This is a genomic window from Gelidibacter gilvus, assembly GCF_004115975.1.
In the GTDB taxonomy this organism is placed as follows: Bacteria; Bacteroidota; Bacteroidia; order Flavobacteriales; family Flavobacteriaceae; genus Gelidibacter; species Gelidibacter gilvus.
This window is the reverse complement of sequence record NZ_SDDZ01000002.1, coordinates 452,656-477,604: the sequence shown is the minus strand read 5'-3', so window position 1 is coordinate 477,604 and position 24,949 is coordinate 452,656. Positions and strand designations below refer to the sequence as shown.

Sequence of the window (24,949 nt, the reverse complement as noted above, 5' to 3'; positions counted from 1 at the left end):
ACAGAAGTATGAAAAATCTAAAATATTTATATGTCTTTTTGATGACTGCCGCCATAATGATGGTAGGGTGTCAAGATGACGATATTACTATAGGAGAAATTAAAGCGCCTACAAATCTGGAAGTGGTTTCGGAGATCGTTGGTGTAGATACTGAGAATCCTTTTGGTGATGGGAGCGGAGTGGTAAAATTTACGGCTAAGGCTAATAATGCCTTAAGCTATAAATTTGTGACTCCAGGAAGTCAGCAAATATCACAAACGGGTATCGCCTCAATTCCATTTACAAGTGCAAATTCTGGAATATTTACTTATGAAGTTGCAGTAGTTGCCTACGGAACTGGCGGCATATCTACAACAACTACCATTAAAGTAGATGTGTTTGTTGATTATTCACCTCCAGCGGAATTGTTGGAACTTTTATATGGTGATGGCAGTAAAACGTGGCGCATCAAATCAGAACAAGCAGGCCATTTTGGACTTGGTCCGGTTGGCGGCAATATCCCAGTGGAATGGTACGGTGCTGGTCCGGAAGAAAAAGCTGGTGCCGGCATGTACGACGATCGCTATGTTTTTAATAAGGATGGTACTTTTACCCACCTTACAAACGGCACCGTCTTTGGTCGAAGAATTTTAGTTGACGAGTTGGGTGGCCCTGGTGGTGGAACTGTTCAAGAAGATGATGTGTTCAACTATCCTTATGATGATTATACTCAAAACTGGCAAATCAGTGCGCCAGGAGGATCAGAAACTATTACATTATCTGGCATTGGTTTCATGGGTTACTATACCGGTGGATCACATCAATACAGAATTTTTAATAGGTCTGTCCCAAATGAAATGATTTTGACCACAGTGGATGGAAATGGCGATTTTAGTTGGTGGTTTATCATTACCTCTGAAGAACCTAAGGTGGACGACGAGTTCAGCACCATTTATAAGGATCTGATTTGGGAAGATACTTTTGATGTTGATGGTGCACCAGATCCTGCAAAATGGACTTATGATCTTGGAACAGGCGATAATGGATGGGGCAATAGTGAATCCCAAACCTACACCAAGAGTCCTGATAATGTCAAGATTGAAGATGGTATTTTAAAGATCACGGCCAAGGCTGAAAATGGAGGATACACATCGTCAAGAATAAAAACCGATGGCATCTTTGCATTCACCTACGGGAGAGTAGAAGTAAGGGCAAAACTTCCTTCCGGAGGAGGTACATGGCCAGCTATTTGGATGTTGGGACAAAACTATACCACGGTTTCATGGCCTGCGTCTGGTGAAATTGATATTATGGAGCATGTCGGAAATGACCAAAATACCATCCATTCTACCTTACACTATCCAGGGAATTCAGGAGGAAATGGTGTTGGTAAACAAACAACCGTACCTACAGCTTCAACCGAATTCCATAACTACAGTGTAGAATGGACACCAGAATTCATTAAATTTTTAGTTGATGATAAGGTGTTTCACACATTTCCAAACAGTGCTGACACACCATTCAACGCAGATTTCTTTTTGATTCTGAATGTTGCTATGGGTGGGAATTTTGGCGGAGCAATCGATCCTGGTTTTACGGCATCGACATTAGAAATTGATTATGTAAAAGTATACCAATAATGAAGAATTTTTTAATTATAATGATTAGTAGCAGTATACTGACAGTGTTGGTTTCTTGTGGAGAAGCCAATGCTAGCAGTAGCGATCACAAAACTATTTACACTAAAGAAGTGGATTCTATTGAACTAAAAGTGAATGCCCTTTTGGCGCGAATGACCTTAGAAGAAAAAATTGGTCAAATGAACCAATATAATGGTTTTTGGGATGTAACAGGCCCAGTTCCTTCTGAAGGAGATGCCGCCAATAAATATGAGCATCTTAAAAAAGGTTGGGTAGGTTCCATGCTAAATGTAAGAGGCGTCAAAGAAGTGAGGGAAGTTCAAAAAATTGCGGTTGAAGAAACGCGTTTGGGGATTCCGTTGATCATTGGTTTTGACGTCATCCATGGCTATAAAACCATCAGTCCTATTCCGCTTGCAGAAGCTGCAAGTTGGGATTTAGACGCCATAAAACTATCCGCGCAAGTAGCTGCAGAAGAAGCTGCGGCCTCTGGAATTAATTGGACCTTTGCACCAATGGTCGATATTTCTCGTGATGCACGATGGGGACGGGTCATGGAAGGTGCTGGAGAAGATCCGTATCTAGCGTCTTTAATAGCCGTAGCACGAGTAGAAGGTTTTCAAGGAAACGATTTGTCATTGGCAAATACGATTGCTGCCTGTGCAAAGCATTTTGTGGGCTACGGATTTGCTGAATCGGGTAGAGACTACAACACTGTAGATGTGGGGACTTCCACATTATATAATGTTCTTTTGCCACCTTTTAAAGCGGCAAAAGATGCAGGTGTGAGAACATTTATGAATGCTTTTAATGAGTTGAATGGGATTCCTGCAACGGGAAGTTCGTTTTTACAACGTGATATTCTGAAAAAGGAATGGGATTTTCAAGGGTTTATGGTGACTGATTGGGGCTCCATTAATGAAATGATAGCGCACCGATACGCTGAAAATCGTCGTCAAGCAGCTGAATTTGCTATAATTGCTGGCGCAGATATGGACATGGAATCTTACGCTTATGTTAGTGAGTTGGCAAGTCTTGTAAACGAAGGTCGTGTTGATGAAAGCCTGATTGACGATGCCGTAAAACGAATTCTGAGAGTAAAATATGAATTGGGACTTTTTGATGACCCGTACAGATATTTAAATGAAACCGTTGAAAAGGACGTTATCGGAAGTAAAAGAAGTCAGGATGCTGTGTTGGATATGGCAAAAAAATCGATTGTTCTGTTAAAGAATGAAAACAATCTTTTGCCATTAAAAAAGAACGGCCAAAAAATAGCCCTGATTGGCGCTTTGGCCAATGATAAAACTAGTCCCTTGGGAAGCTGGCGAATTGCCGCCGACGATGGAACCGCAGTTTCCGTATTGGAAGGCATGCAAGCCTACAAAGGCAATACGCTTACTTTTGAAAAAGGTGCTGATGTGGTTACAGGAGAAACCCTTTTTCCAAAAGAATTGACCATCAATGTTTCGGACAAAAGCGGATTTGCTACGGCGGTAAAAGCAGCAAAAAATGCCGATGTGGTGGTAATGGTTTTGGGCGAGCACGGTCTGCATTCGGGTGAGGGCAGAAGTCGCTCAGAAATTGGTATGACAGGTGTTCAGCAAGAATTATTGGAAACGGTTTATAAAGCCAATAAGAACATCGTATTGGTGCTCAATAACGGCAGGCCTTTAACGATTGAATGGGCAGATGAACACATTCCAGCAATTGTAGAAGGATGGCATTTAGGTACGCAAAGTGGCCACGCCATTGCGCAAGTGCTTTATGGCGATTATAATCCGAGTGGAAAATTGCCTATGACCTTTCCGAAAAACGTTGGACAAGTGCCAATTTATTACAATCATAAAAGTACAGGGAGACCATTGGATCCTGGTCAGGGAGAAGTCTTTTGGTCACATTATACGGATGTGAGTAATGCGCCTTTATATCCATTTGGATATGGTTTGAGCTATACTTCTTTCGGTTATAGTGACCTTAAAGTTGATGTGGTTTCAAAGGATAAGGTGACCGTATCTGTCAAATTGACCAATACTGGCGAGGTGAAAGGAAAGGAAGTAGCTCAATTATACTTACGGGATGAATTTGCCAGTGTCACGCGACCTGTAAGGGAATTGAAAGGCTTTGAAATGGTTGAACTGAATCCTAAGGAATCCAAGATTATAAAATTCACATTATCACAAGCAGAATTGGGATTCTATGATAATAACGGAAAGTTCATTGTAGAACCAGGAAGTTTCAGTGTTTTTGTAGGTGGGAGTTCTGATGCTACATTAACTTCGAAATTCGAATTAAAATGAAATTGATCAAGACCATCTTCATCATTACTCTTGCAATATGCAATACTGCGCAATCGCAAGAACTGATCTTGGAGGAACATTTTGATGGCAACCAATTGAATGAAGCCATTTGGAATTATGAACTTGGTGACGGGTGTCCAGATCTTTGTGGATGGGGAAATAATGAACGACAAATTTATACCAATGAAAATATCGAAGTAAGAGATGGAAACTTAGTAATTACCGCAAAGTTTGATGGCACCACTTATACTTCCGGAAAGATAAACACTAGGAAGCATATAGAATTTCTATATGGCACGATTGAAGTGCGCGCAAAATTAGCTACAGGTAAAGGTATCTGGCCAGCTATTTGGATGTTGGGAAGTGATATCTCAGAAGTAGGTTGGCCTAAATCTGGTGAAATTGATATCATGGAATATGTCGGAAAGAATCCCCACGAAATTCACACCACCTTGCATACGCCAGACAGTCATGGCCAGTCCAAAAACACAAAAATTACGACTATAGAAACTGTGGAAGACGGATTTCATATATACAAATGTCATTGGACAAAAGACTTTATCAAGTTCTATATTGATGATGCTTTGGTCTATACGTTTTCACCAGAAGTAAAGGATGACAACACTTGGCCGTTTGAAAAACCATTTTATCTATTGCTCAATCTTGCCGTGGGTGGGAATTTTGGAGGACCGGAAGTTGATGATGCCATTTTCCCTCAAGAATTTAGTATTGATTATGTAAAAGTATTTAAGGACTAAAAAGATTACTTTGTCGAATGTTATATGTCGGTATGTTAAGGACCAACGACAAGATGAATTTTATAAAGTTGTTAAAAAATTAAGCATCCATATTGTATTAGGAATAAAGAGTGTACTTTTATCAAGTGTACTCTTTTTTTTAATTTTATACTCTCATGGTAACTCTCAAACATCTAGCCGAACAATTAAATGTATCTGTATCAACAGTTTCTAAAGCTTTAAATGATAGTCCAGAAATTGGGAAGGACACTATTCAGCGGGTTAAGGAATTGGCTCAACATCTTAATTACCAGCCTAATAAAATGGCTCTTAGCCTAAAAAGCAATAAAACGAATACTTTGGGAGTCATAATTCCGGATATCCTCAATCATTTTTTTGCAAAGGCGCTTTATGCTATTGAAATGGAAGCGGCAAAACAAGGGTATAATATCATTACCTGTGTTTCAAATGAACTTTTATCTAAAGAAGAAAACAGTCTTCAATTACTATCAAACGGTAGTGTTGATGGATTCATCATGTCATTAGCCGAGGAGACGCAAGTTAAAAATAATACCGCCCATATTTCAAAAGTATTGGACCGAGAGATGCCCATGGTTTTATTCGATAGAGTATGTGACGATCTCGAATGTGATAAGGTCATTATCGACGATTTTGGTGCGGCCTATGAAGCCACCAAACATCTATTGAAGGAAGGACGTAAATATATAGTCCTCGTTAGCGATATAGAAGATTTGAGCGTTGGGAAGCTGAGAACCAATGGCTATCTCAAGGCATTGGAAGAAGACAAACGTTACAAACAGGAGCCTGTTGTGGTTTCAGTAACCAAAGACGATGATTTGGAGCAGGTCATTGACCATCTGTTTCTCTCAAATGAAAAAGTGGATGGTATTCTATCCATTGATAATACATCTGGGGTTGTCGCCTTACATAAAGCCTTGAAAAAAGGCTATAGCATTCCTGAAAAACTATCTATTATTGGATTTTCCGATAAAAACGTATTGGTTTTTACCGAGCCTAAATTATCCACAATCTCTCAGCATACATTTGATATTGGTAAAGCTTCGGTAAAACTTATCATTGATAGATTAAACCAAAAATCTAAGACAGAACCCGTCACTACAACTATTAAGACCAAATTGGTTTTAAGAGGAACAACTAAATAATTTATTGATCTTTCCAAATACTTTAAAGCTTCATAGTCCATCCCGATAAATATAGTATCTGATGGTTTTTGAAGATACTTTCTTACTTTTGCAAATGAAATGAAATTTTCTGAAGATTGTTTGGGAGGTTGCTATCTGAGTGATAAAAGCTCAGATGTTTATAAGCACTTTACTGCCCCTGAATGTCAGTCTTCTAGAAACATGTTTGTTAATGATACTGCTGGCACTACCATGTGGAAAGTCGGTTTAAATACACCTTAAATAAAGATGAGATTTTTAGTCCTACCAACGGTTATGATAGTCATGACCGTTTTTTTAAATACGTTACAAGCACAAGACCTTAAAGGATTTGTTAAAACTGAACAAGGAATTCCTATTCCAAATGTTTCTTTGATTCACCAAAACAAGGTGATTTCAAAAACGGATATTAATGGTCTGTTTGTGCTTCCAAAAGATTTAAACCTGCCACTAGATATCAAACTTAAGCATGCAAATTATCAACTCAAAAAGGAGCTGTTTTCTGAGGTCGATCAAATATTTTATCTGAGGTCAACTAATGAAATTGAAGAACTGAGTGAGGTTGTGATCAGTGCCCCGTTGGAAATAAAGAGTAATTCGATTATTCCAACATCCACAGTAACTAGTGTAGCACTCGAGCAACAAAGTCCGGTGGCGGTTGTAGATGCCCTAAACAAAATTGCCGGTGTCTATATCCAAAGTGGCGCTATAAATACCAATCGGATCACGATACGAGGTGTGGGATCGCGTACCTTATACGGAACCAATAAAATCAAAGCGTATTTTAATGGGATTCCAATTACCAATGGTGTTGGAGAAACCGCATTGGATATCTATGATCCGGAAGATCTACAATCTATAGAAATCATTAAGGGACCTAAAAGCACTTTATATGGCACCAACCTTGGTGGAACGATACTTCTGAACTCCAAAAATGCTAAAACACACGGCTATTCCATGGATAATAGGACCACCGTTGGCTCTTTTGGTCTATTTAAGAACAGCACGTCTGCGAATTTTTTCGATGGGAATTTTTCTCTTCATTTTAATTATGACCATCTGGAAATGGACGGCTATCGTGATAATGGCCAGTATAACCGGAATTCGTATTTTTTGAATTCAAGTTATAAATTAAATGACAAAACCCAATTGTCCTTACTTTTTAATCATACAGATTATACGGCTCAGATTCCCAGCTCCATTGGAAAAACCGACTATTTAGAAAACCCCTCAAAAGCAGCATTCACCTGGGGACAAGCACAAGGCTACGAAGCCGATAAGAAAAGTTTGGTTGGGATAAACTTAACTTATAAATTCACTGAACAGTTTGAAAACAGTACCAGCGTATTTTACACTTATAACGACCATTATGAACCGCGCCCCTTTAATATCTTGGATGAATTTACCAATGGGTTTGGTTTACGGAGCGTGTTTACCAATAATTTCGATTTTTTGGGAAGGAAGGCAGTTTGGAACTTTGGTACAGAAGTTTTCAAGGATGAATTTCATTGGAAAACGATTGAAAACCGCTATGCTTCAAACAATGGAAACGGAAGCTTGGAAGGCGAGTTATTAAGTGATAATCGCGAAGATAGGTCACAATTGAATGTGTTTTCAAGCATAGCACTTCCCGTTTTGGAAAAAGTAACGCTTCAATTGGGGGTGAATTATAACAGAACCAAATACGATTTTCAAGACGAATTTAATCTCGACCAAACGAATAAAAGTGCCGGAAGGAATTTTGACGCTATTATTGCCCCAAATTTGAACTTGGCTTATCAATTCACTCCAGATCAACAAGTTTTTGCAAATGTGGGCTATGGCTTCAATTATCCTAGTTTAGAGGAAACTTTGACGCCTGATGGTGTCATTAATCCTGAGATAAGTCCAGAAAAAGGGTATAATTATGAAATTGGGAGTGACGTTTATTTCTTCAACAGAAAATGGCATATCATGGCGTCTTACTATATCATGGACATTCAGGATTTATTGGTCGCCCAACGAGTGGGGGATGATCAATACATTGGTAGAAATGCCGGGCGGACCTTACACAAAGGATTGGAAATATCAACCGACTATAAACTTGTTTTAACGGATGCGATTAATGTGTCACCTTACTTCAATGCGGCTTTCAATTGGCATCGGTTTAAAGAGTTTATAAGTGAGGATATTGATTACTCAGGCAATGAACTGACTGGCGTTCCAAATGTATCGTTGGCATCAGGGATAGCATTAAATTATCATAAAATGTCTTTTTATATCAATCACCTTTATGTTGGAGAAATGCCGATGAACGATTCCAATAGCATTTATAGTGATGCCTACAGCCTCTTAAATCTAAAACTTGACTATTCTGCTCAACTTTTCAAAGCGCTCAACTATAAAGTCATTTTTGGAGTGAATAATCTCGCAGATACAAAACATGCCTCTTCCATACTTATCAATGCTACCGGTTTTGGCAATTCCGAACCTCGATTTTATTATCCTGGAAACCCTCGAAATTATTACGGTGGGGTCACCTTAAATTATCGTTTTTAGAAAAATGTAACATTTTTGATTGGTGATCGTCATATAAATACATCAATCATCAAAATCATCATCAAAAAACGAACTTCTTTTTGATCCCTTTAAAAGATGATTTTATGTGAGCACATTTTATTAACATCTAAAATACACAATCAAAATGAGAGAAGACAGAACATTAATCGTCATTACCCATTTAAGCCAGTTAATTACTTTATTGACGGGTTTTGGGAGCTTGATCCTGCCATTGATTCTTTGGGTGACCCAAAAGGAGAAAGTTCATCAAATGGATGCGCATGGAAAAAACATCATCAACTTTCAGTTAAGTTTGGTTGTCTATTGTATAATTTGTGTGCCACTGATTTTATTTTTTGGATTGGGGCTTTTAGGGTTTTTAGCGTTAGGGATTATCGCTATTGTATTTCCTGTTGTAAATGCTATTAAAGCTAGTAATGGAGAAACACCGAAATATCCTTTGTCTTTTAATTTTATTAGTTAAGCCTGCATTCCCACGAAAGTGGGAATCTCATGATGAAAATGCCTAATCTTGAAGTAAGAAATACACCTAGAGATTTGGAAAGTCATCAATGAAGAAGCCGTCTCAATTTGATTATTGAGACGGCTTATTTTTCGCTTTAATAAGTATATATGTCCGTTTTATGACGAGATTAACTTCGTTGAACCTAAAGGTTTCCTGCCTTCGCAGGAATGCCCAATTCCCACGCAAGTGGGAATCTCAGGTTAAAAACGCCTGTTTTTGAAGTAAGAGGTTCACTTAGAGGTTTGGAATGTCATCAATGAGGAAGCCGTCTCAATTTAATTATTGAGACGGCTTCTTTTGTGCATTAATAAGTAAATACGTCCGTTTTATGATGAGGTTAACTTCGTTGAACCTAAAGGTTTCCTGCCTTCGCAGGAATTCTTTAATTGTTCAGCATTACAGGCATCACCAACATAGTGACTTGCTCACCATCATCAAGGCCATCAATTGGCGTCAAGATTCCTGCTCTATTTGGCAAGCTCATCTCAAGTTGTACTTCACTTGCTCCAAGGTTGTTCAACATCTCTGTCAAGAAACGTGAGTTGAATCCTATTTGCATATCATCACCTTGGTAATCACAAGTCAAACGCTCTTCTGCTTTATTGCTGTAGTCAATATCTTCTGCAGATATATTTAATTCAGCACCAGCAATTTTCAATCGGATTTGATGTGTTGTTTTATTGGAAAAAATACTGACACGTCTTACCGAATTTAAAAACTGGGTTCTGTCAATAGTTAACTTATTTGGATTCTCCTTCGGAATTACCGCTTCGTAATTAGGATATTTCCCATCAATCAATCGACATATCAATATAGAATTATCAAATATAAACTTGGCATTGGATTCATTATATTCAATGGTCACGTTATCATCGTTACCTGCTAAAATACCTTTTAAAAGATTTAAAGGTTTTTTTGGCATTATAAATTCTGCCACCTGATCTGCGGTCACATCTTCACGAGTGTATTTTACCAATTTGTGCGCATCAGTGGCGACAAATGTCAAGCCTTCAGTTGAAAACTGGAAAAAGACACCACTCATTACTGGGCGTAAATCGTCATTACCTGCGGCAAATATGGTTTTGCTGATTGCAGTTGCAAGAATATCTCCCATAACCGTGGTGGTACTTGGGTTTTCTAGAGCTACAGCTTTTGGGAATTCATTGCCATCTGCATAAGCCAAGGCATACTTACCATGGTTAGAACTGATTTCAACGGTATGGTTATCTTCAACCACGAAGGTCAAAGGTTGTTCCGGAAAAGTTTTAAGCGTGTCCAATAGGAGTCGAGCAGGCAAAGCAATACTTCCCGTACTGGTACTTTCAACGTCAATAATTGATGACATTGTAGTTTCTAGATCGCTTGCAGAAACAGTGAGTTGTGAGTCATTCAGTTCAAACAAAAAATTATCCAAGATAGGTAAGGTGTTTGAATTATTTATGACACCTCCCAACACTTGTAATTGTTTGAGTAAATAGGTACTTGATACGATAAACTTCATGTATTTGTTTATTTTGTATGTTATATTATTAGTTCAAAGATATTTCAATAAACTGATACTAGTAAGCCTTAGTTATACAATTTTATTAACAGTTTGTGTATTCACCTGATGAAAATAAGGATTTCTTCACTCATTCTCAAAGACTCAAATTTGTAGATCATTTACTTTCTTCTTTATGTATATTTTCTTCGTCTCAAATAATTGAAAAGAAAACCAAAAAGCGCTAAAATTATGAGGGGCAATACAATGGAGATCAGCTGCCATTGTGTCTTTTTCTCCTCTATTTTTTGGGCATCTAAAAAAGCAATAGTGATAGCCTTGGTACGCACATTCAATAAGTCACCATCACTTAAAAGGTAATTTACCGAATTCAATAAAAATTCCTTATTGCCAAAGCTCTGTCCCGTCCAGCGATCAAAGCCCAATTCTTGGGGTTGGTTTTTGACGACATCATTTTTAATGACATCGCCATCTGCAATGACAATCATTTTGGTAGGTGGACTCAAATCTTTATTTGAAGCACTATTAAAAGGTTTGATCCTGTCTTTGTAAACGGATGTAAATTCCCCTTCCAATAAGACTGCTAAGTTTTGTGGACCTCTATTATAAGTTGCAGGATCTGGATCTTGGGTGACAATATCCAAAGTAATTTCTTTTGGGACCCCTTCCAATTTTGTGAGTTGGGAACTCTGAAGCAAAATAGTTTTCTTGGTGCTACTTTTTAAAGTGTCCAATTGACTGGCAAAATCAAATTTGACTAAATTCAAATTACTGGTAATGGGGTGTTCTGGGTTTCCAGCAGCTAAAGGTGAATACGGCCATCTTAAAGGTTGAAATTGTGCATTGCTACCTTCGCCCATGGCAATGGTTATTGGCGCAGAGTACATGTCATTCACGATTACAGGATTGATTCTCACGCCATATTTAAAGAAAAAATCATTCAAGTTAAGATCGTTAATGAGGGCAATACCACGGCCTTCATCATTATAAAGGCTGTCTTTATCCATCAAAATACTTTCGGTAAGCCATAGGCTTTTTCCGCCATTCATGGTAAATTGATCTAAAAAGAATTTTTCTTCTTCTGTGAAGGCTTGTGTTGGTTTTGCAGAAACAATCAAGTCGAAATCATTAAGTTTTTTTAAGGTTGCTTCAGCATTGGAGGCTACACTGTCTAAAGTAAATGGCGCAATGAAGTAATGTTCTTTTACCGTTTGAAGGAAATCGGCTAAATTTCTATCCTCTAATTGACCATTTCCTTTTAAAATGGCGATTTTTTTGCTTTTTGGGATTACTAGTTTTTGGAAGCTCTCAGCAAATGCATATTCTAAATGTTGAATGGAATTAGTGACCAATTCTTGTTGGGTCGCGCCAATTTTATTTTTTATTAACGGGATTTTGACCGTTTCGTCATTGTAACTTGCCAATGCCCACGGGAATATCAGTTCTTGAGAAGTCTTACCACTGATGTTAACGCTCAATTGTAGGGGTTCGAGCCCGCGTTGCATCAATTGTTCGATATTGTTATCACGTGATTTTTCATCGGCTAGCGGATTGATGAAATTGAATTTAATATACGTATTGTTTAGAGCGAACTCCTCCAATAATTGCTGGGTTTCATTTCTCAGGCGTCTAAATTCCGAAGGAAAATCACCTTCTAGAAACACATCAACAATCAGCGGAGACTTGACGTCTTTAACGGTAGCTAACGCCGATTGAGAAAGGGTGTAACGTTGGTCTTGGGTCAAATCAAAACGTTTGTAGACCTTAGTGCCAATCCAATTTAAGACCACGAGCACAATAAGGACCAAAACTATTTTTATGAGGTTCGATTTATTCTTTATCATTAAATTTAATGTCTTGTTGGTAGTGGTTCAATTGACTTACTTTATTGTCTTCAAATATAATTTCAACAGCTTCAGATTTACTGTTGAAAGCTCCAGGCAGAACGCCAAGACCGTAATTCCAACGATTCTCATTATGTCCATTTTTGGCGTCATCCCAACTTAACCATTCATAGGTGCCTAAAAGTTCTTTTACGGTTTCTTTGGATTTCCCCATGAGTGTGTCCGACTCTTCTACATTGTCATACATTTCATAACGAAAGCCTGGATTACTTAGCCAAACCTTGGTGTCAAAATACTTTTCATGATGGTAATTGCTGAAAATATTTATTAACGGATAAAACGCGTAGAAATAAATAAATGGCGTTAAAATGAGACTAAGTGGAATGGTGATCCATTTGCGTTTGTCTATGGTATTCACAAACATCAGTATCAATATAAATACGATAACTAAGAAAATGACAAAGAGAGGAGTGATGATCATATTATTTTTTTTGAATGTTGAATTGGGTCATAACGATAAAAAATGTAGAAATACTAACAAAATAAAGTAGGTCTCTAGTGTCTAAAACCCCTCTGCTAATACTATTATAATGGGCTTCCATTCCAAACTGCTCTAACGGCAGAGCACTTAATCCTGAAAGGCCTTCAAATCCGAAATAAAAGAAAAAGCACAAAAATACGGCACTTATAAAAGCGACAATTTGGTTGTCAGAAATGGTGGAAGCAAAAAGTCCGATAGCTGTATAAGCAGCCACTAAGAATAGAAGTCCTAAATAGGATCCAATGATGCTGCCATAATCGAGTATATCGGCAGTCATCTTTAAATTATCAAGGGCTAAAATATAAAGGAGGGTTGGCAATAAAGCCAGAATTATTAAGACTAAGGCGCCAAAGTATTTGCCCAATACAATTTTGAGGTGAGAAATGGGTTTGGTCACCAATAGTTCCAGGGTGCCTTGTTTTTTTTCATCAGAAAAACTACGCATCGTTACGGCAGGCACTAAGAAAACCAAAATCCAAGGTGCCAATAGGAAAAAGGGGGTCATATCGGCAAAACCACTTTCCAGAATATTGAAATCGCCGTTAAACAACCAGAGAAAGAGTCCGTTGAGCACTAAAAATAATGCAATCACCAAATAACCTATTGGAGAAGCAAAGAAGGAATTGATTTCTTTTTTAAGTATTGCAAACATTTATTTAATTCTAAATTATTTAAGGGACACCAACTTGTCCACGCTCCAAGCCTCTGGTTTGTCATTAAAAAACTGCTTGGTTGTTGCCCAAACTGTTTTAAAGAGTTCCGAATTTCTATAGGCCTCCAAATCTGATTCGGCTTTCCAATAGCTATAGGTGAAAAATATATTGGTGTTCTTCTTATCTCTGTAAAGTTCTAAAAACTCACAGCCATCAAAATCTCTGATCAGCTGTTTTTTGGTCTCAAAATAAGCAAGGAACGTTTCAATATTTGAGGGTTCAAAACTCATTTTTACAATTCTTACAAACATATTTTAAGTTTATCTTATTATTCAGTCTTCAGTCTTCAGTCTTCAGTCTTCAGTCTTCAGTCTTCAGTCATCAGTCATCAGTCATGAGTCATCCCGTCATCCGTCATCCGTCATCCGTCTTCGGTCATCCGTCATCCGTCATCCGTCTACTTCAAAAAATTCACCGTCACCGTATCCCGCATCTTTAATCCCATCAAACTTGAAGCACTTCCCACTGTGGCCAGATCACTTTTATAAATGGCGATTTCCAAATAATCGGACGAATTGAATACCACCAATCCGCGGCCTTCATCCTGACGTTGTTCTTCAGGAATATCGAAATTAACAATATCACTGTATCTTTTGTGGATTTCCTTAAACTTATAACTTCGAGCTGAAACTTCAAACGCACGTCCTTTTTGGATTCGTTCAAAAAACTTACGGCGTATATTGCTCACAACGTTACCATAATTATCGATATAAATGACACTTCCAATAATCTGGGATTGGTCATCATTCACAAATGGGTTCAGATTTTTGATAGGTTTAATGTCAGTAATCACTTTACCTATCACCTCCAAAGTTCCTCCTCGTGCAATATGGCAGGCCACCTTTACAAAAACATCCAGAACAGGAAAATTGGTTGTGGTTTTGTCATGAATGTTGATTTCGACAATCTTTTCTGGCGCAATTTCATTACAGATCATACTCATAATGCCATTATTGGCACAAATAAAATAATGATCATCCAACTTTACGGCAATATGTTTGTTTTCTGGATTTAATTCGGAATCGATCCCGACCAAGTGGATGGATCCTTTTGGAAAACTGCCATAGGCATTCTGGAGGATATATGCAGCCTCCAAAACATTAAAAGGTGAAACCGAATGAGAGATATCAACAATTTTTACATCTTTAAGTTCATTATAAATAGCGCCTTTTATGGCACCTACAAAATGGTCTTTCTCTCCAAAATCAGTAGTTAATGTTATGATTGCCATGTGTTTTAGTACGTCCTTTTTTTTTGTTGATTTTTATGGTAATGCTACTTTCCTAGGTCTGTTTGGAAAATATCTAATAATATATGTTTTGTTAAACTTATTATAGAATATTTCAGTTAGATTTGTATGGTAGCGTGAAAATATGAGACTTTTTACGTCCACGCAAAACTAATAAAACTTAAGAGATTAATATATTAAATCGGAAGCTTTTGAATGAACTTATAATCGAATTGGAAGAAATTGCGCCAAAAGATTTTTTTGGAGCACATAATGTTAATATTGAACTCCTTAAAAAGTATTTTCCAAAACTGAAAATCGTTGCAAGAGGCAATAAAATAAAAGCCTATGGGGATGAAGATGTGCTGGAAGAATTTGATAAACGGATGGCAATGCTAACTGCACATTATATCAAATACAATAAGATTGATGAAAATGCCATAGAGCGCGTCTTGACGAGTTTAAGCAGCGAGGAATACTCCACAACCGAAAAAAGCGGGGAAGCCATCCTTCACGGTGTGGGTGGTAAAGTCATTAAGGCCCAAACGGTCAATCAACGAAAATTGGTTGAAAGTATGCGACGAAATGATATGGTTTTTGCCATAGGTCCTGCTGGAACCGGGAAAACCTATACGGGAGTTGCACTGGCGGTACAGGCCTTAAAAAACAAAGAAGTCAAAAGAATAATTTTAACACGTCCTGCGGTGGAGGCAGGGGAGAATCTTGGGTTTCTTCCTGGCGATTTGAAAGAGAAGTTGGATCCGTATATGCAACCGCTATATGATGCCTTAAGAGATATGATTCCGCCAGAAAAATTGGCGCAATTCCTTGAGAATGGAACCATCCAAATTGCTCCTTTAGCATTTATGCGAGGGCGTACGTTGGATCATGCTTTTGTAATCTTGGATGAAGGACAGAACACAACCCATAATCAAATGAAAATGTTTTTGACCCGTATGGGTAAAAACGCAAAGTTCTTATTGACGGGAGATCCGGGACAAATTGATTTACCTAGACGGACGACTTCTGGATTGAAAGAAGCGCTTTTGCTGCTGAGAGACGTAGAAGGAATTGGCATTGTATATCTGGATGAAAAAGACGTGATAAGACATCAGCTTGTTAAGCGAATTATTCAGGCCTATAAAGAAATTGAACCAAGAGAGTAACATCTGTCATGACAGCTGACAGTCGTGTAAATCTGTCAATATTAACAATGATTTCATAATCAAATCTTTGACTATTATTTTAAATAATTAGCCATTCAAAATCCATATACGGTATGCATTTTGGATGTTAGCTTTACTTAATTAAAAAAATAGTTAAAAATGAAAAAGGTTATTTTATTATTTACATTGTTCGTTGTTGGAACAACATTTGCGCAAAACCATGAGGTTAATGTGACTTCAGAAAACTCCTGGTTGAAAATTGGATTGAATGCTGGTCTGCCGGTTGGCGATATTGACAGCAGTGCTTCTTTTGCACTCGGATTGGACTTAAAAGGCCAATATCTAGTAACGCCTAATTTTGGTATCGGATTGGCAACAGGGTACAATCATTTATTTGGCAAGGATGGTGCTGAGGATTTTGGAATTATTCCAGCGGCTGCTTTTGCGAGATATTATTTTAAACCAAAAGGATTGTTTATTGGAGCTGACTTCGGTTATGGCTTTTTGACCAATGTTGATAACAACGATGGAGGGCTTTATGTAAATCCTCAAATAGGATATCACAACAGAGATTGGAATTTTTACGCATACTACCAAAACACATTTGCGGAAAATGATCTCGATATTCAAGTGCTCGGAATTGGAGCGACCTATAATTTGAGATTTTAATCAAAAAACATAAAAAGTTTAAGAAGAGCAGTTTTTACTGCTCTTTTTTTTTGCGAACTAGTGATCATTAACCTTACTTTTGTAGTCATCTTAATTGCTAAAAATATAAAATCATGAATACCATCACCTCCACTAATTTCAATTTTCCAAACCAAAAAAGTGTGTATAAAGGCAAGGTAAGGGAAGTCTATAATATCAATGATGATCTTTTGGTCATGGTTGCAACAGATCGATTGAGTGCCTTTGATGTGGTCATGCCAAAGGGAATCCCTTATAAAGGACAAATTCTCAATCAAATTGCCACAAAATTCATGGAACAAACTAAAGATTTGGTGCCAAATTGGTTGATGGCAACTCCAGATCCTAATGTGGCGGTTGGTTATTTATGTGATCCTTTTAAAGTTGAAATGGTAATTCGCGGTTATATGTCCGGTCATGCCGCCCGCGAATACAAAGCTGGCAAACGCATCTTATGTGGTGTTCCATTACCAGAAGGGATGAAAGAAAACGATAAGTTTCCTGAGCCAATTATTACACCTGCTACGAAAGCTGAAATGGGTGATCATGATGAAGACATTTCAAGAGAGGACATTCTGAAACGTGGAATCGTTAGTGAAGCCGATTACGTGGTTTTAGAAGATTATACACGAAAACTTTTTCAAAGAGGATCAGAAATAGCGGCGAGCAGAGGTTTGATTTTGGTGGATACCAAATATGAATTTGGTAAAACAAAGGATGGAAAAATAGTGTTGATTGATGAAATTCACACCCCAGATTCTTCACGTTATTTTTATGCTCAAGGGTATCAGGACCGACAGGACAATGGAGAATCACAAAAACAATTGTCAAAAGAATTTGTACGTCAATGGTTGATTTCTAATGGATTTCAAGGTTTGGAAGGCCAATCTGTTCCAGAAATGAGTGATGACTATATTGAAACCGTTTCTGATAGATATATTGAGCTCTATGAAAAAATTATGGCGGAACCGTTTGTTAAAGCTGATGTCAGCCAAATTCAAGAACGTATCAAAACCAATGTTGAGCGCTTCTTGGCAGAGCATTATTAATCCTCATTATCGGACTTTTCTATACTGGCTTTTGGTGGCTTCACCAAGTGAAATAATTTCCTAAGATGTTTGTAAATAAACGCGTTTGTTTTTCCAATATGGAATACAATTAGGCATACTGCAACAATAAACAATAGGGCTCCAAATACGGCTTCCCAAGGTTCTAAAGATTTGTAATAGAAGTGTTTTAAACCAATGCCCGTAAAACTTCCGTAGATAATGATGAAGTGTACGATGTAGATATTCAAGGTGGTTTCTCCAATTCTGGTCACTATGGATTGCTTCATAAAACGTTCGAGCATATAGAAAAACCCAAAATACAATAAGACATTTCCTAAGCGTAAGAAAAGATAATTGTAGTTTGCTGAACGCTCAAACAATTCAACATTAGTGATTTCGAAAAGCTTTTGTAAAATAAGGGTTGAATATTGCAACAATATCACGCCCAATACTAGAAATGCCGTAACGGTAATCTGTTTAAAGTGTTTTTTGTGAGAGTTTCTAAAAAAGAGGGTGGCAAGAAACCCGCCAAAAGCCACATAGCCAAACCATGGCAACATCGTAAATACTGAACCATTGGATTTACTCAAATAATTCGCAAAAACTAGTGGTACATTTTCTAAGGTTAAATCTCTATATAAAGGTTCCGTAACAAAAATAACACATCCAATACTTAGTAAAACTATGGATAAGATGTAACTGTTTCTTCTACAAAGTAGATAAAGACCAATCAATAAAAGAAGAGATAGCCCAATACATTGAAGGACGTCTATGACCAGAAAATAGGTGTCAAAACTTCCTTTTAACCATGAGAAAAATGGAATTCGAAGTGCGTAGCCAATTGCAATAAGCATTGCGGCACGCGTTGTGCCTTTTCGCAAACGCTGTTTGTCACTGCCTTTGTCGTGTGCCTTCAATAATAAGTATAAGAAAACAAGTCCTGAAATTGTGAAAAAAACAGGCGCCGTAATTCCTCTAAAGTACGACCACACTGTATAAGCTGTATAGGAATCATCTCTATAAATCGGATTTAAAAGCGTGTCCACAAAATGGCCCTGTAGCATCATTAAAATGGCAAATGCCCTAACAGCATCAATAAAATAAAGTCGGTTTGCTTTCAATCAGGTTTCGGCTAGTAAATGTAAATATAATGTTAAAATCCAAAATTAATACCTTTTCAAGTGATTCCTGATTTTTTATATGACATTCTTAAGGTTTTTGAATCGAAAACTATATCTTTAAAATCGCTAATCAAAACCAAACAATGAATACTTTAGATTCGTTCCTTCAATCCTTTGCAGACTACGCATGGGGTTTGCCATTATTGATCATATTAATTGGCGGCGGCTTATACCTTTTGGTACGCTCACAATTTTTACCCTTTCGATATTTTTTTCATGCCATAAATGTACTGAGAGGTAAGTACGATGATCCGGAGGCCGTTGGAGAAATCACACATTTTCAAGCGCTTTCAACCGCATTGGCCTCGACCATTGGCATGGGTAATATTGCCGGTGTAGCCGTAGCCATCCACATTGGCGGTCCTGGAGCAATGTTTTGGATGTGGATCAGCGCCATTATCGGGATGTCCACAAAATTCTTTACCTGTTCCTTGGCCATTATGTTCAGAGGAAAAGACAGTAATGGTGACGTCCAAGGAGGACCAATGTATTTTATTATGGAAGGTTTAGGGAAGTCTTGGAAACCATTGGCCGTTTTTTTTAGTATTTGCGGACTTATAGGAGCCTTGCCAGTTTTTAATGTCAATCAATTAAAGCAAGCTATAAATTTTATTTTATTGGAACCAAATGGTATTGTTGAGACAGATACTTCAAACTTCATCATTGGTCTCATCTTGGTAGCAGTTACAGCAATCGTTATTTTAGGAGGCTTAAATCGTATCAGTAAAACGGCTGAGAAATTGGTACCATCCATGGTGTTCCTTTATTTTATATTGGTGTTGATAATCCTTGGCGTTTATATAGATGAAGTACCAAGATATCTTGGATTAATGTTCACAGATGCATTTGATGCAGGTAATTTCAAAGGCGATTCATTTTTGGGTGGAGCTTTGGGTGGATTGATATTGCTTGGAGTTAGAAGAGGTGCGTTTTCAAACGAAGCCGGAATTGGTACTGCACCAATGGCTCATGGAGCTTCAAAAACCAACGAACCCGTGAGAGAAGGATTGGTAGCCATGCTCGGACCAGCCATTGATACACTTGTCGTTTGTACATTAACTGCACTTGCCATTTTGGTAACGGGAGTCTGGGAAACAAGTGAAGCGAACGGTGTGAGTTTAACGGCTGCGGCTTTTAATGATGCCATTCCTGTTTATGGGAATTATTTGTTGTTGATCTGTATTGCGACTTTTAGTATTTCTTCCTTATTTACGTACTCATATTATGGATCAAAATGTATGTCCTTTTTATTTGGCGCACATAACAAACATTATTATAATTATTTTTATATAGCAAGTATCCTACTTGGTGCTATGACACCATTAAGTATGATGCTCAATCTTATTGATGGCACCTTTGCTTTAATGGCAATCCCTACAATGACGGCTACTATTCTTTTGGCGCCAAAAGTTGTAAAGGAAATTAAAGCTTATGCCAAAAGGATGAAACTATAAGCAAATCGAAAATGAATTCCTTGAGATTTTGCATTGAAGTTTCCTTCGAAGTCTTTGGCAAATCACAATATAGAAATGCTGATTAAGTCGTTTCTATTAAAATTTATTTATATTTTTGAAATAAGAAGCAACGATCGTTGGGTTTTCCAACTGAACTCAACGATGGAATACTATTACAAACCAAAACCATAAAAAGCGATGAGCCATTACAGTATTAAGAATCTTGAAGAATATTACCAAGTCTATAGAAAATCAGTTCGTGAACCAGAAAACTTTTGGGAAGAAATTGCAGAAGAACATTTTCTATGGCGAAAAAAATGGGACAAGGTTCTCACTTGGGATTTTCGTGAACCTGAAATTAAATGGTTTGAAGGTGCGAAATTGAACATTACAGAAAACTGTCTGGACAGGCACTTGCTCAATCGTGGTGACAAAACTGCTATTATATTTGAACCGAATGACCCCAACGAAAAAGCGCAACATATCACCTACAAACAACTTCATGAGCGTGTTTGTAAAATGGCAAACGTGCTTAAGGACCAAGGGATAAAAAAAGGAGATCGCATCTGTGTTTATTTACCCATGATTCCAGAATTGGCTATAACCTTGTTGGCATGTGCCCGTGTTGGTGCCATCCACAACGTGGTATTTGCAGGGTTTTCATCTAAAGCATTGTCCACACGTATCATTGACAGCGATTGTAAAATGGTAATCGCTGCAGATGGTTCTTTCCGTGGCAACAAGAGCCTCGATTTAAAGGGCATTGTAGATGAAGCACTTACAGAATGTGATAATGTCGAGACGGTATTAATGGTAAAGCGGACGAATGCTGATATACCAATGATCGAAAATAGAGATGTGTGGTTACAGCCTCTACTTGATAAAGCTTCCACAGTTTTTGATGCAGAAATTATGGATGCGGAAGATCCGCTATTTATTTTATATACTTCAGGATCTACCGGAAATCCAAAAGGCATGGTGCATACCATTGCTGGATATATGGTGTATACGGCCTATACCTTTAAAAACGCATTTCAGTACAAGGAAAATGATATTTTTTGGTGTACTGCAGATATTGGATGGATTACGGGCCATAGCTACATTGTTTATGGTCCTTTAGCCAATGGTGCCACCACGGTCATGTTTGAAGGAGTGCCACATTACCCAGATTTTGGAAGATTCTGGAAAATTATTGAAAAACATAAAGTCACACAATTTTATACGGCGCCAACAGCTATTCGTGCCTTGGCAAAACAAAATCTCTCTTTTGCCGAAGATGTAGATCTGTCTTCCATTAAGGTTTTGGGTTCTGTAGGAGAACCGATAAATGAAGAAGCTTGGCATTGGTATAATGACATTATCGGCAAAGGTAAAAGTCCTATTATAGATACGTGGTGGCAAACGGAAACAGGCGGGATCATGATTTCGCCGTTACCTTATGTAACACCAACCAAGCCCACCTATGCCACCTTACCTTTTTTAGGAATACAGCCTGCAATTATGGATGATACCGAAGAATTAAAAGGAAATCAGGTCAATGGTCGTTTATGTATTAAGTTTCCATGGCCGGGAATGGCGCGCACCATTTGGAATAATCACCCACGGTACAAGGAAACTTATTTCTCAACCTATGATAACATGTATTTCACAGGAGATGGGGCTTTAAGGGACGAAGTTGGCTATTATAGAATTACTGGACGAGTGGATGATGTGGTCATTGTTTCAGGACATAATCTTGGTACAGGACCTTTGGAAGACGCCATTAATGAACATCCAGCAGTGTCTGAAAGTGCTATTGTAGGTTTTCCGCATGACATTAAGGGGAGCGCGCTTTACGGCTTTGTCACTTTAAAGGAAACTGGTGAAAGTAGAGTCCATGAAAATTTACGTAAGGAAATCAATCAGTTGATCTCTGAACGGATTGGACCTATTGCTAAACTGGATAAGATTCAGTTTTCGGATGCACTACCAAAAACAAGAAGTGGTAAAATTATGAGACGGATTCTCCGTAAAATAGCAGAAAACGATATGACCAATTTAGGTGATACCAGTACATTATTGAACCCGGAAGTGGTACAAGATATTATTGAAAATAGGCTGTAAATGGCTCTTGTTTCAACAGAAGACAAATTAAAGGAACGTATTAAGGAGCTTACATGTCTTTATAATGTAAGCTCCTATATTGCCAATAGTAACCTCTACGATTTAGATCCTACTTTTAAGGCCATCACTTCCAGTCTTAAGGAAGCGATTCTTTACAGCAGTGAAGCTTTTGTAGAAATGAAACTTGGAGATACGCTTGTTTATGCCGGCGAAAGATCAACAGAACATGTCTTTATTTTAACTGCGATAAAAGCTTTCAATTTGCCCTATGGCTCTATTAAAATAGGGTATCCAAAATCGAAATACAATGATAATGTGTTTTTGGAAGAAGAAAAGCAATTGATGCGAACCTTGGCCATCGAAATTGGTAATTTGATTGAACGCAAACAAATTATCGATAAGGAAGAATTGACCAAGCGTCAAATGGAACGTGCAGATCGATTATCGATTTTAGGTGAAATTACCGCAGGTATCGCACACGAACTCAATACCCCATTAGCCAGTATTTTGGGCTTTTCTGAATTGCTAAAAGAGCGTTTTGTTAATGACGATGATGCTTTGGACGATTTGGATAAGATCATGAACAGTGCGATTTTCTCAAGAGAAGTGGTTAAGAAATTGATGTTTTTTTCCTGCGTTATGCCTCAGCAGATGGAGCTCGTAAATATTAACCCAATTATTACGGACGCCATCAATTTAATGAAACCCAGTTTTGGTAAAAAGGAACTCCTTTATCATTTAAGTTTTAGCGATGATGAGATATATTTAAGGGTAGATACCATTCAACTCACTCAGGTGGTTTTCAATTTAGTGATCAATGCTATTTATTTTTCCCCACAAAATGGTCAAATAACTATAGAGGTTAATAATGAAGAAAGAGAGGTGGTGTTACTCATAAAAGATGAAGGGAGTGGAATATCAAAGGAGATTTCAGAATATATATTTAATCCATTTTATACCACAAAACCAGTCGGCGAAGGTTCCGGGCTAGGTTTGAGTGTCGTACATGGTATCATCAAAAGTCATAAAGGAACCATAAGGCATTCAGCCAATCGACCAAAAGGAACTAAGTTTACGCTCACATTTCCAAAAATATAAAACATGCCATTAGAACAAGAAAACATATTGATTGTTGATGATGATGTTCAAATTTTGGAACTTATCCAACGACTTTTACAATCTTTAAACTACCACACCTATAAAGCAATTTCTGTAAAGGAGGCCATTGCAATTTTGCAGGATCAATCCATTGATTTACTGATTACCGATCTTCAAATGCCGGGTGTTGACGGTCTGCAATTGGTCAAATATGTTTCTGAGCATTTTCCTGAAATCCCAAAACTGGCGGTCACAGGATTTCCTTCCATTGATGGTGCCTTAAAAGCTATGAAATCTGGGGTTATGGACTATCTCATAAAACCATTCACTAAAGAAGAGCTTAAAAATGCCGTTCAAAAATCATTGGCCTTAAGTCAGAAACCGGTTCAGAAAACTAAAAGGAAATCGCAGGGAAACACCGTTTATTCTGAGATTATTGGACAATCAGAAAGCATGCAGAATGTCCTGAATGTGATTGATAGGGTAAAAGATAACAAAGCCACTGTTTTCATTAAGGGAGAAAGTGGCACTGGTAAGGAATTGGTCGCTCGAGCCATTCATTATATGGGGCGGTTTTCTGCCGCACCATTTGTCGCGGTCAACTGTGGCGCCATTCCAGAAAGTCTCTTAGAAGCGGAATTGTTTGGGTATACCAAAGGTGCTTTTACGGGTGCCAACGATAATAGAAGCGGTTTTTTTCAGGCTGCAAATAATGGAACGCTGTTTTTGGATGAAATTGGAAATGCCTCCATGGCCACACAATTGAGTTTGCTCAGGGTTTTACAGGAAAAAGAAATCATGAGGGTTGGTTCCCAAAAAACAGAAAAAATAGACGTTAGGGTGATTGCTGCCACCAATGTCGATTTAAGGGAACTTATCAAGAACGGACGTTTTAGGGAAGATTTATATTATAGGCTCTCCGTAGTTCAAATAGAAGTGCCGCCACTTAGGGACCGTAAGTCTGATATTCCACTTTTGGTAGATAAATTTCTTTTTAAATATGGGGTGGAATATAAAGATCGGATTATTAAAATATCTGACGAAGCTCTATTGGCATTGGAACGTTATGATTGGCCTGGCAATATTAGGGAACTCGAAAATAGCATCCAACGTGCTGTGATTATGTGCGACAAACAAGTTGAAATTGGTAATTTGCCCAAACATTTAAAGTTTCAAATTGATTTTCCAAAGCAGGATACGTTTCTCTCTTTGAAAGAAGTAGAGAGATTGCATATTCTTAAAGTCTTAGAGGCAACAAAAAACAATAAATCTAAAGCAGCCGAGATTCTTCAAATTGATCGTAAAACGCTTCGCGATAAAATTAAGTAAATGCCCATTCTTACTGGGTAGTAATTCCCCAGCGGGTAATTTATACTCAATATAATCATTTTAATTCTTTTTTAAATTGCACATAACTTACTGTAGAACACCTAATTGCATAATGAAATGTGTTTCTTTGCTT

General features: G+C 37.8%; 20 protein-coding genes. 13 read left to right on the top strand and 7 right to left on the bottom strand.

Annotated elements, in window-relative coordinates:
• Positions 1-8 precede the first annotated feature (8 nt).
• The 6 genes from ESZ48_RS06120 to ESZ48_RS06095 all read left to right on the top strand — a co-directional run bounded on the left by ESZ48_RS06120 (position 9) and on the right by ESZ48_RS06095 (position 8,880).
• A complete protein-coding gene (locus ESZ48_RS06120) occupies positions 9-1,619 on the top strand; it encodes a glycoside hydrolase family 16 protein (RefSeq protein WP_129016438.1) in 1,611 nt (536 codons plus the stop codon).
• Complete coding sequence (gene bglX, locus ESZ48_RS06115) at positions 1,619-3,919, top strand: beta-glucosidase BglX (RefSeq protein WP_129016437.1); 2,301 nt, start codon at positions 1,619-1,621, stop codon at positions 3,917-3,919. Before ESZ48_RS06120 ends, bglX begins: the two co-directional genes overlap by 1 nt.
• Positions 3,916-4,677, top strand: coding sequence for a glycoside hydrolase family 16 protein (locus tag ESZ48_RS06110; RefSeq protein ID WP_129016436.1), 762 nt, complete (start codon positions 3,916-3,918; stop codon positions 4,675-4,677). Before bglX ends, ESZ48_RS06110 begins: the two co-directional genes overlap by 4 nt.
• A 155-nt stretch (positions 4,678-4,832) precedes the next feature.
• Positions 4,833-5,840: a LacI family DNA-binding transcriptional regulator gene (locus ESZ48_RS06105; protein WP_129016435.1), complete on the top strand. Its 1,008-nt coding sequence runs from the start codon at positions 4,833-4,835 to the stop codon at positions 5,838-5,840.
• Positions 5,841-6,107: 267 nt separating this feature from the next.
• Positions 6,108-8,396, top strand: a complete 2,289-nt coding sequence (locus tag ESZ48_RS06100; RefSeq protein ID WP_129016434.1) for a TonB-dependent receptor family protein — start codon at positions 6,108-6,110, stop codon at positions 8,394-8,396.
• A 145-nt stretch (positions 8,397-8,541) separates the two neighbouring features.
• Positions 8,542-8,880, top strand: coding sequence for a DUF4870 domain-containing protein (locus tag ESZ48_RS06095; protein ID WP_129016433.1), 339 nt, complete (start codon positions 8,542-8,544; stop codon positions 8,878-8,880).
• Between the two features lie 424 nt (positions 8,881-9,304).
• On the opposite strand, the gene dnaN is transcribed toward ESZ48_RS06095, so the two are convergent.
• From dnaN to ESZ48_RS06065, 6 genes are all read right to left on the bottom strand, one after another.
• A complete protein-coding gene (gene dnaN, locus ESZ48_RS06090) occupies positions 9,305-10,423 on the bottom strand; it encodes a DNA polymerase III subunit beta (protein WP_129016432.1) in 1,119 nt (372 codons plus the stop codon).
• Between the two features lie 173 nt (positions 10,424-10,596).
• Entirely contained in the window at positions 10,597-12,267 is a 1,671-nt protein-coding gene (gene gldG / locus ESZ48_RS06085; protein WP_129016431.1) for a gliding motility-associated ABC transporter substrate-binding protein GldG, read from the bottom strand.
• Positions 12,254-12,748, bottom strand: a complete 495-nt coding sequence (locus ESZ48_RS06080) for a hypothetical protein (RefSeq protein WP_129016430.1) — start codon at positions 12,746-12,748, stop codon at positions 12,254-12,256. The genes gldG and ESZ48_RS06080 overlap by 14 nt, the downstream gene beginning before the upstream one ends.
• A gap of 1 nt (position 12,749) precedes the next feature.
• Positions 12,750-13,460 (bottom strand): gliding motility-associated ABC transporter permease subunit GldF, encoded by a 711-nt coding sequence (gldF, locus tag ESZ48_RS06075; protein ID WP_129016429.1) that lies wholly within the window; start codon positions 13,458-13,460, stop codon positions 12,750-12,752.
• A 15-nt stretch (positions 13,461-13,475) separates the two neighbouring features.
• Positions 13,476-13,772 (bottom strand): putative quinol monooxygenase, encoded by a 297-nt coding sequence (locus ESZ48_RS06070; protein ID WP_129016428.1) that lies wholly within the window; start codon positions 13,770-13,772, stop codon positions 13,476-13,478.
• Between the two features lie 146 nt (positions 13,773-13,918).
• Positions 13,919-14,752 (bottom strand): SAM hydrolase/SAM-dependent halogenase family protein, encoded by an 834-nt coding sequence (locus ESZ48_RS06065; protein ID WP_129016427.1) that lies wholly within the window; start codon positions 14,750-14,752, stop codon positions 13,919-13,921.
• Positions 14,753-14,961: 209 nt separating this feature from the next.
• Here ESZ48_RS06065 and ESZ48_RS06060 point away from each other — a divergent pair, with 209 nt between their 5' ends.
• From ESZ48_RS06060 to ESZ48_RS06050, 3 genes are all read left to right on the top strand, one after another.
• A complete protein-coding gene (locus tag ESZ48_RS06060) occupies positions 14,962-15,915 on the top strand; it encodes a PhoH family protein (RefSeq protein WP_129016426.1) in 954 nt (317 codons plus the stop codon).
• Between the two features lie 159 nt (positions 15,916-16,074).
• A complete protein-coding gene (locus ESZ48_RS06055) occupies positions 16,075-16,584 on the top strand; it encodes a hypothetical protein (RefSeq protein ID WP_190246203.1) in 510 nt (169 codons plus the stop codon).
• A gap of 113 nt (positions 16,585-16,697) precedes the next feature.
• The gene (locus tag ESZ48_RS06050; protein WP_129016425.1) at positions 16,698-17,651 is read left to right on the top strand and encodes a phosphoribosylaminoimidazolesuccinocarboxamide synthase; all 954 of its coding nucleotides are present in this window, start codon (positions 16,698-16,700) and stop codon (positions 17,649-17,651) included.
• Here the strand turns inward: ESZ48_RS06050 and ESZ48_RS06045 are convergent.
• Complete coding sequence (locus tag ESZ48_RS06045) at positions 17,648-18,772, bottom strand: heparan-alpha-glucosaminide N-acetyltransferase domain-containing protein (RefSeq protein WP_129016424.1); 1,125 nt, start codon at positions 18,770-18,772, stop codon at positions 17,648-17,650. The two genes, ESZ48_RS06050 and ESZ48_RS06045, sit on opposite strands and share 4 nt — an antisense overlap.
• Before the next feature lie 143 nt (positions 18,773-18,915).
• Between ESZ48_RS06045 and ESZ48_RS06040 the strand changes: the two genes are divergently transcribed.
• The 4 genes from ESZ48_RS06040 to ESZ48_RS06025 all read left to right on the top strand — a co-directional run bounded on the left by ESZ48_RS06040 (position 18,916) and on the right by ESZ48_RS06025 (position 24,816).
• Positions 18,916-20,286 carry an alanine/glycine:cation symporter family protein gene (locus ESZ48_RS06040; protein ID WP_129016423.1) on the top strand — a complete coding sequence of 457 codons (1,371 nt, stop codon included), beginning with the start codon at positions 18,916-18,918 and terminating at the stop codon, positions 20,284-20,286.
• A gap of 198 nt (positions 20,287-20,484) precedes the next feature.
• Positions 20,485-22,389 (top strand): acetate--CoA ligase, encoded by a 1,905-nt coding sequence (acs, locus tag ESZ48_RS06035; protein ID WP_129016422.1) that lies wholly within the window; start codon positions 20,485-20,487, stop codon positions 22,387-22,389.
• The gene (locus tag ESZ48_RS06030; RefSeq protein ID WP_129016421.1) at positions 22,390-23,487 is read left to right on the top strand and encodes a sensor histidine kinase; all 1,098 of its coding nucleotides are present in this window, start codon (positions 22,390-22,392) and stop codon (positions 23,485-23,487) included.
• A 3-nt stretch (positions 23,488-23,490) separates the two neighbouring features.
• The gene (locus tag ESZ48_RS06025) at positions 23,491-24,816 is read left to right on the top strand and encodes a sigma-54-dependent transcriptional regulator (RefSeq protein ID WP_129016420.1); all 1,326 of its coding nucleotides are present in this window, start codon (positions 23,491-23,493) and stop codon (positions 24,814-24,816) included.
• The last annotated feature ends 133 nt before the right edge of the window (positions 24,817-24,949 follow it).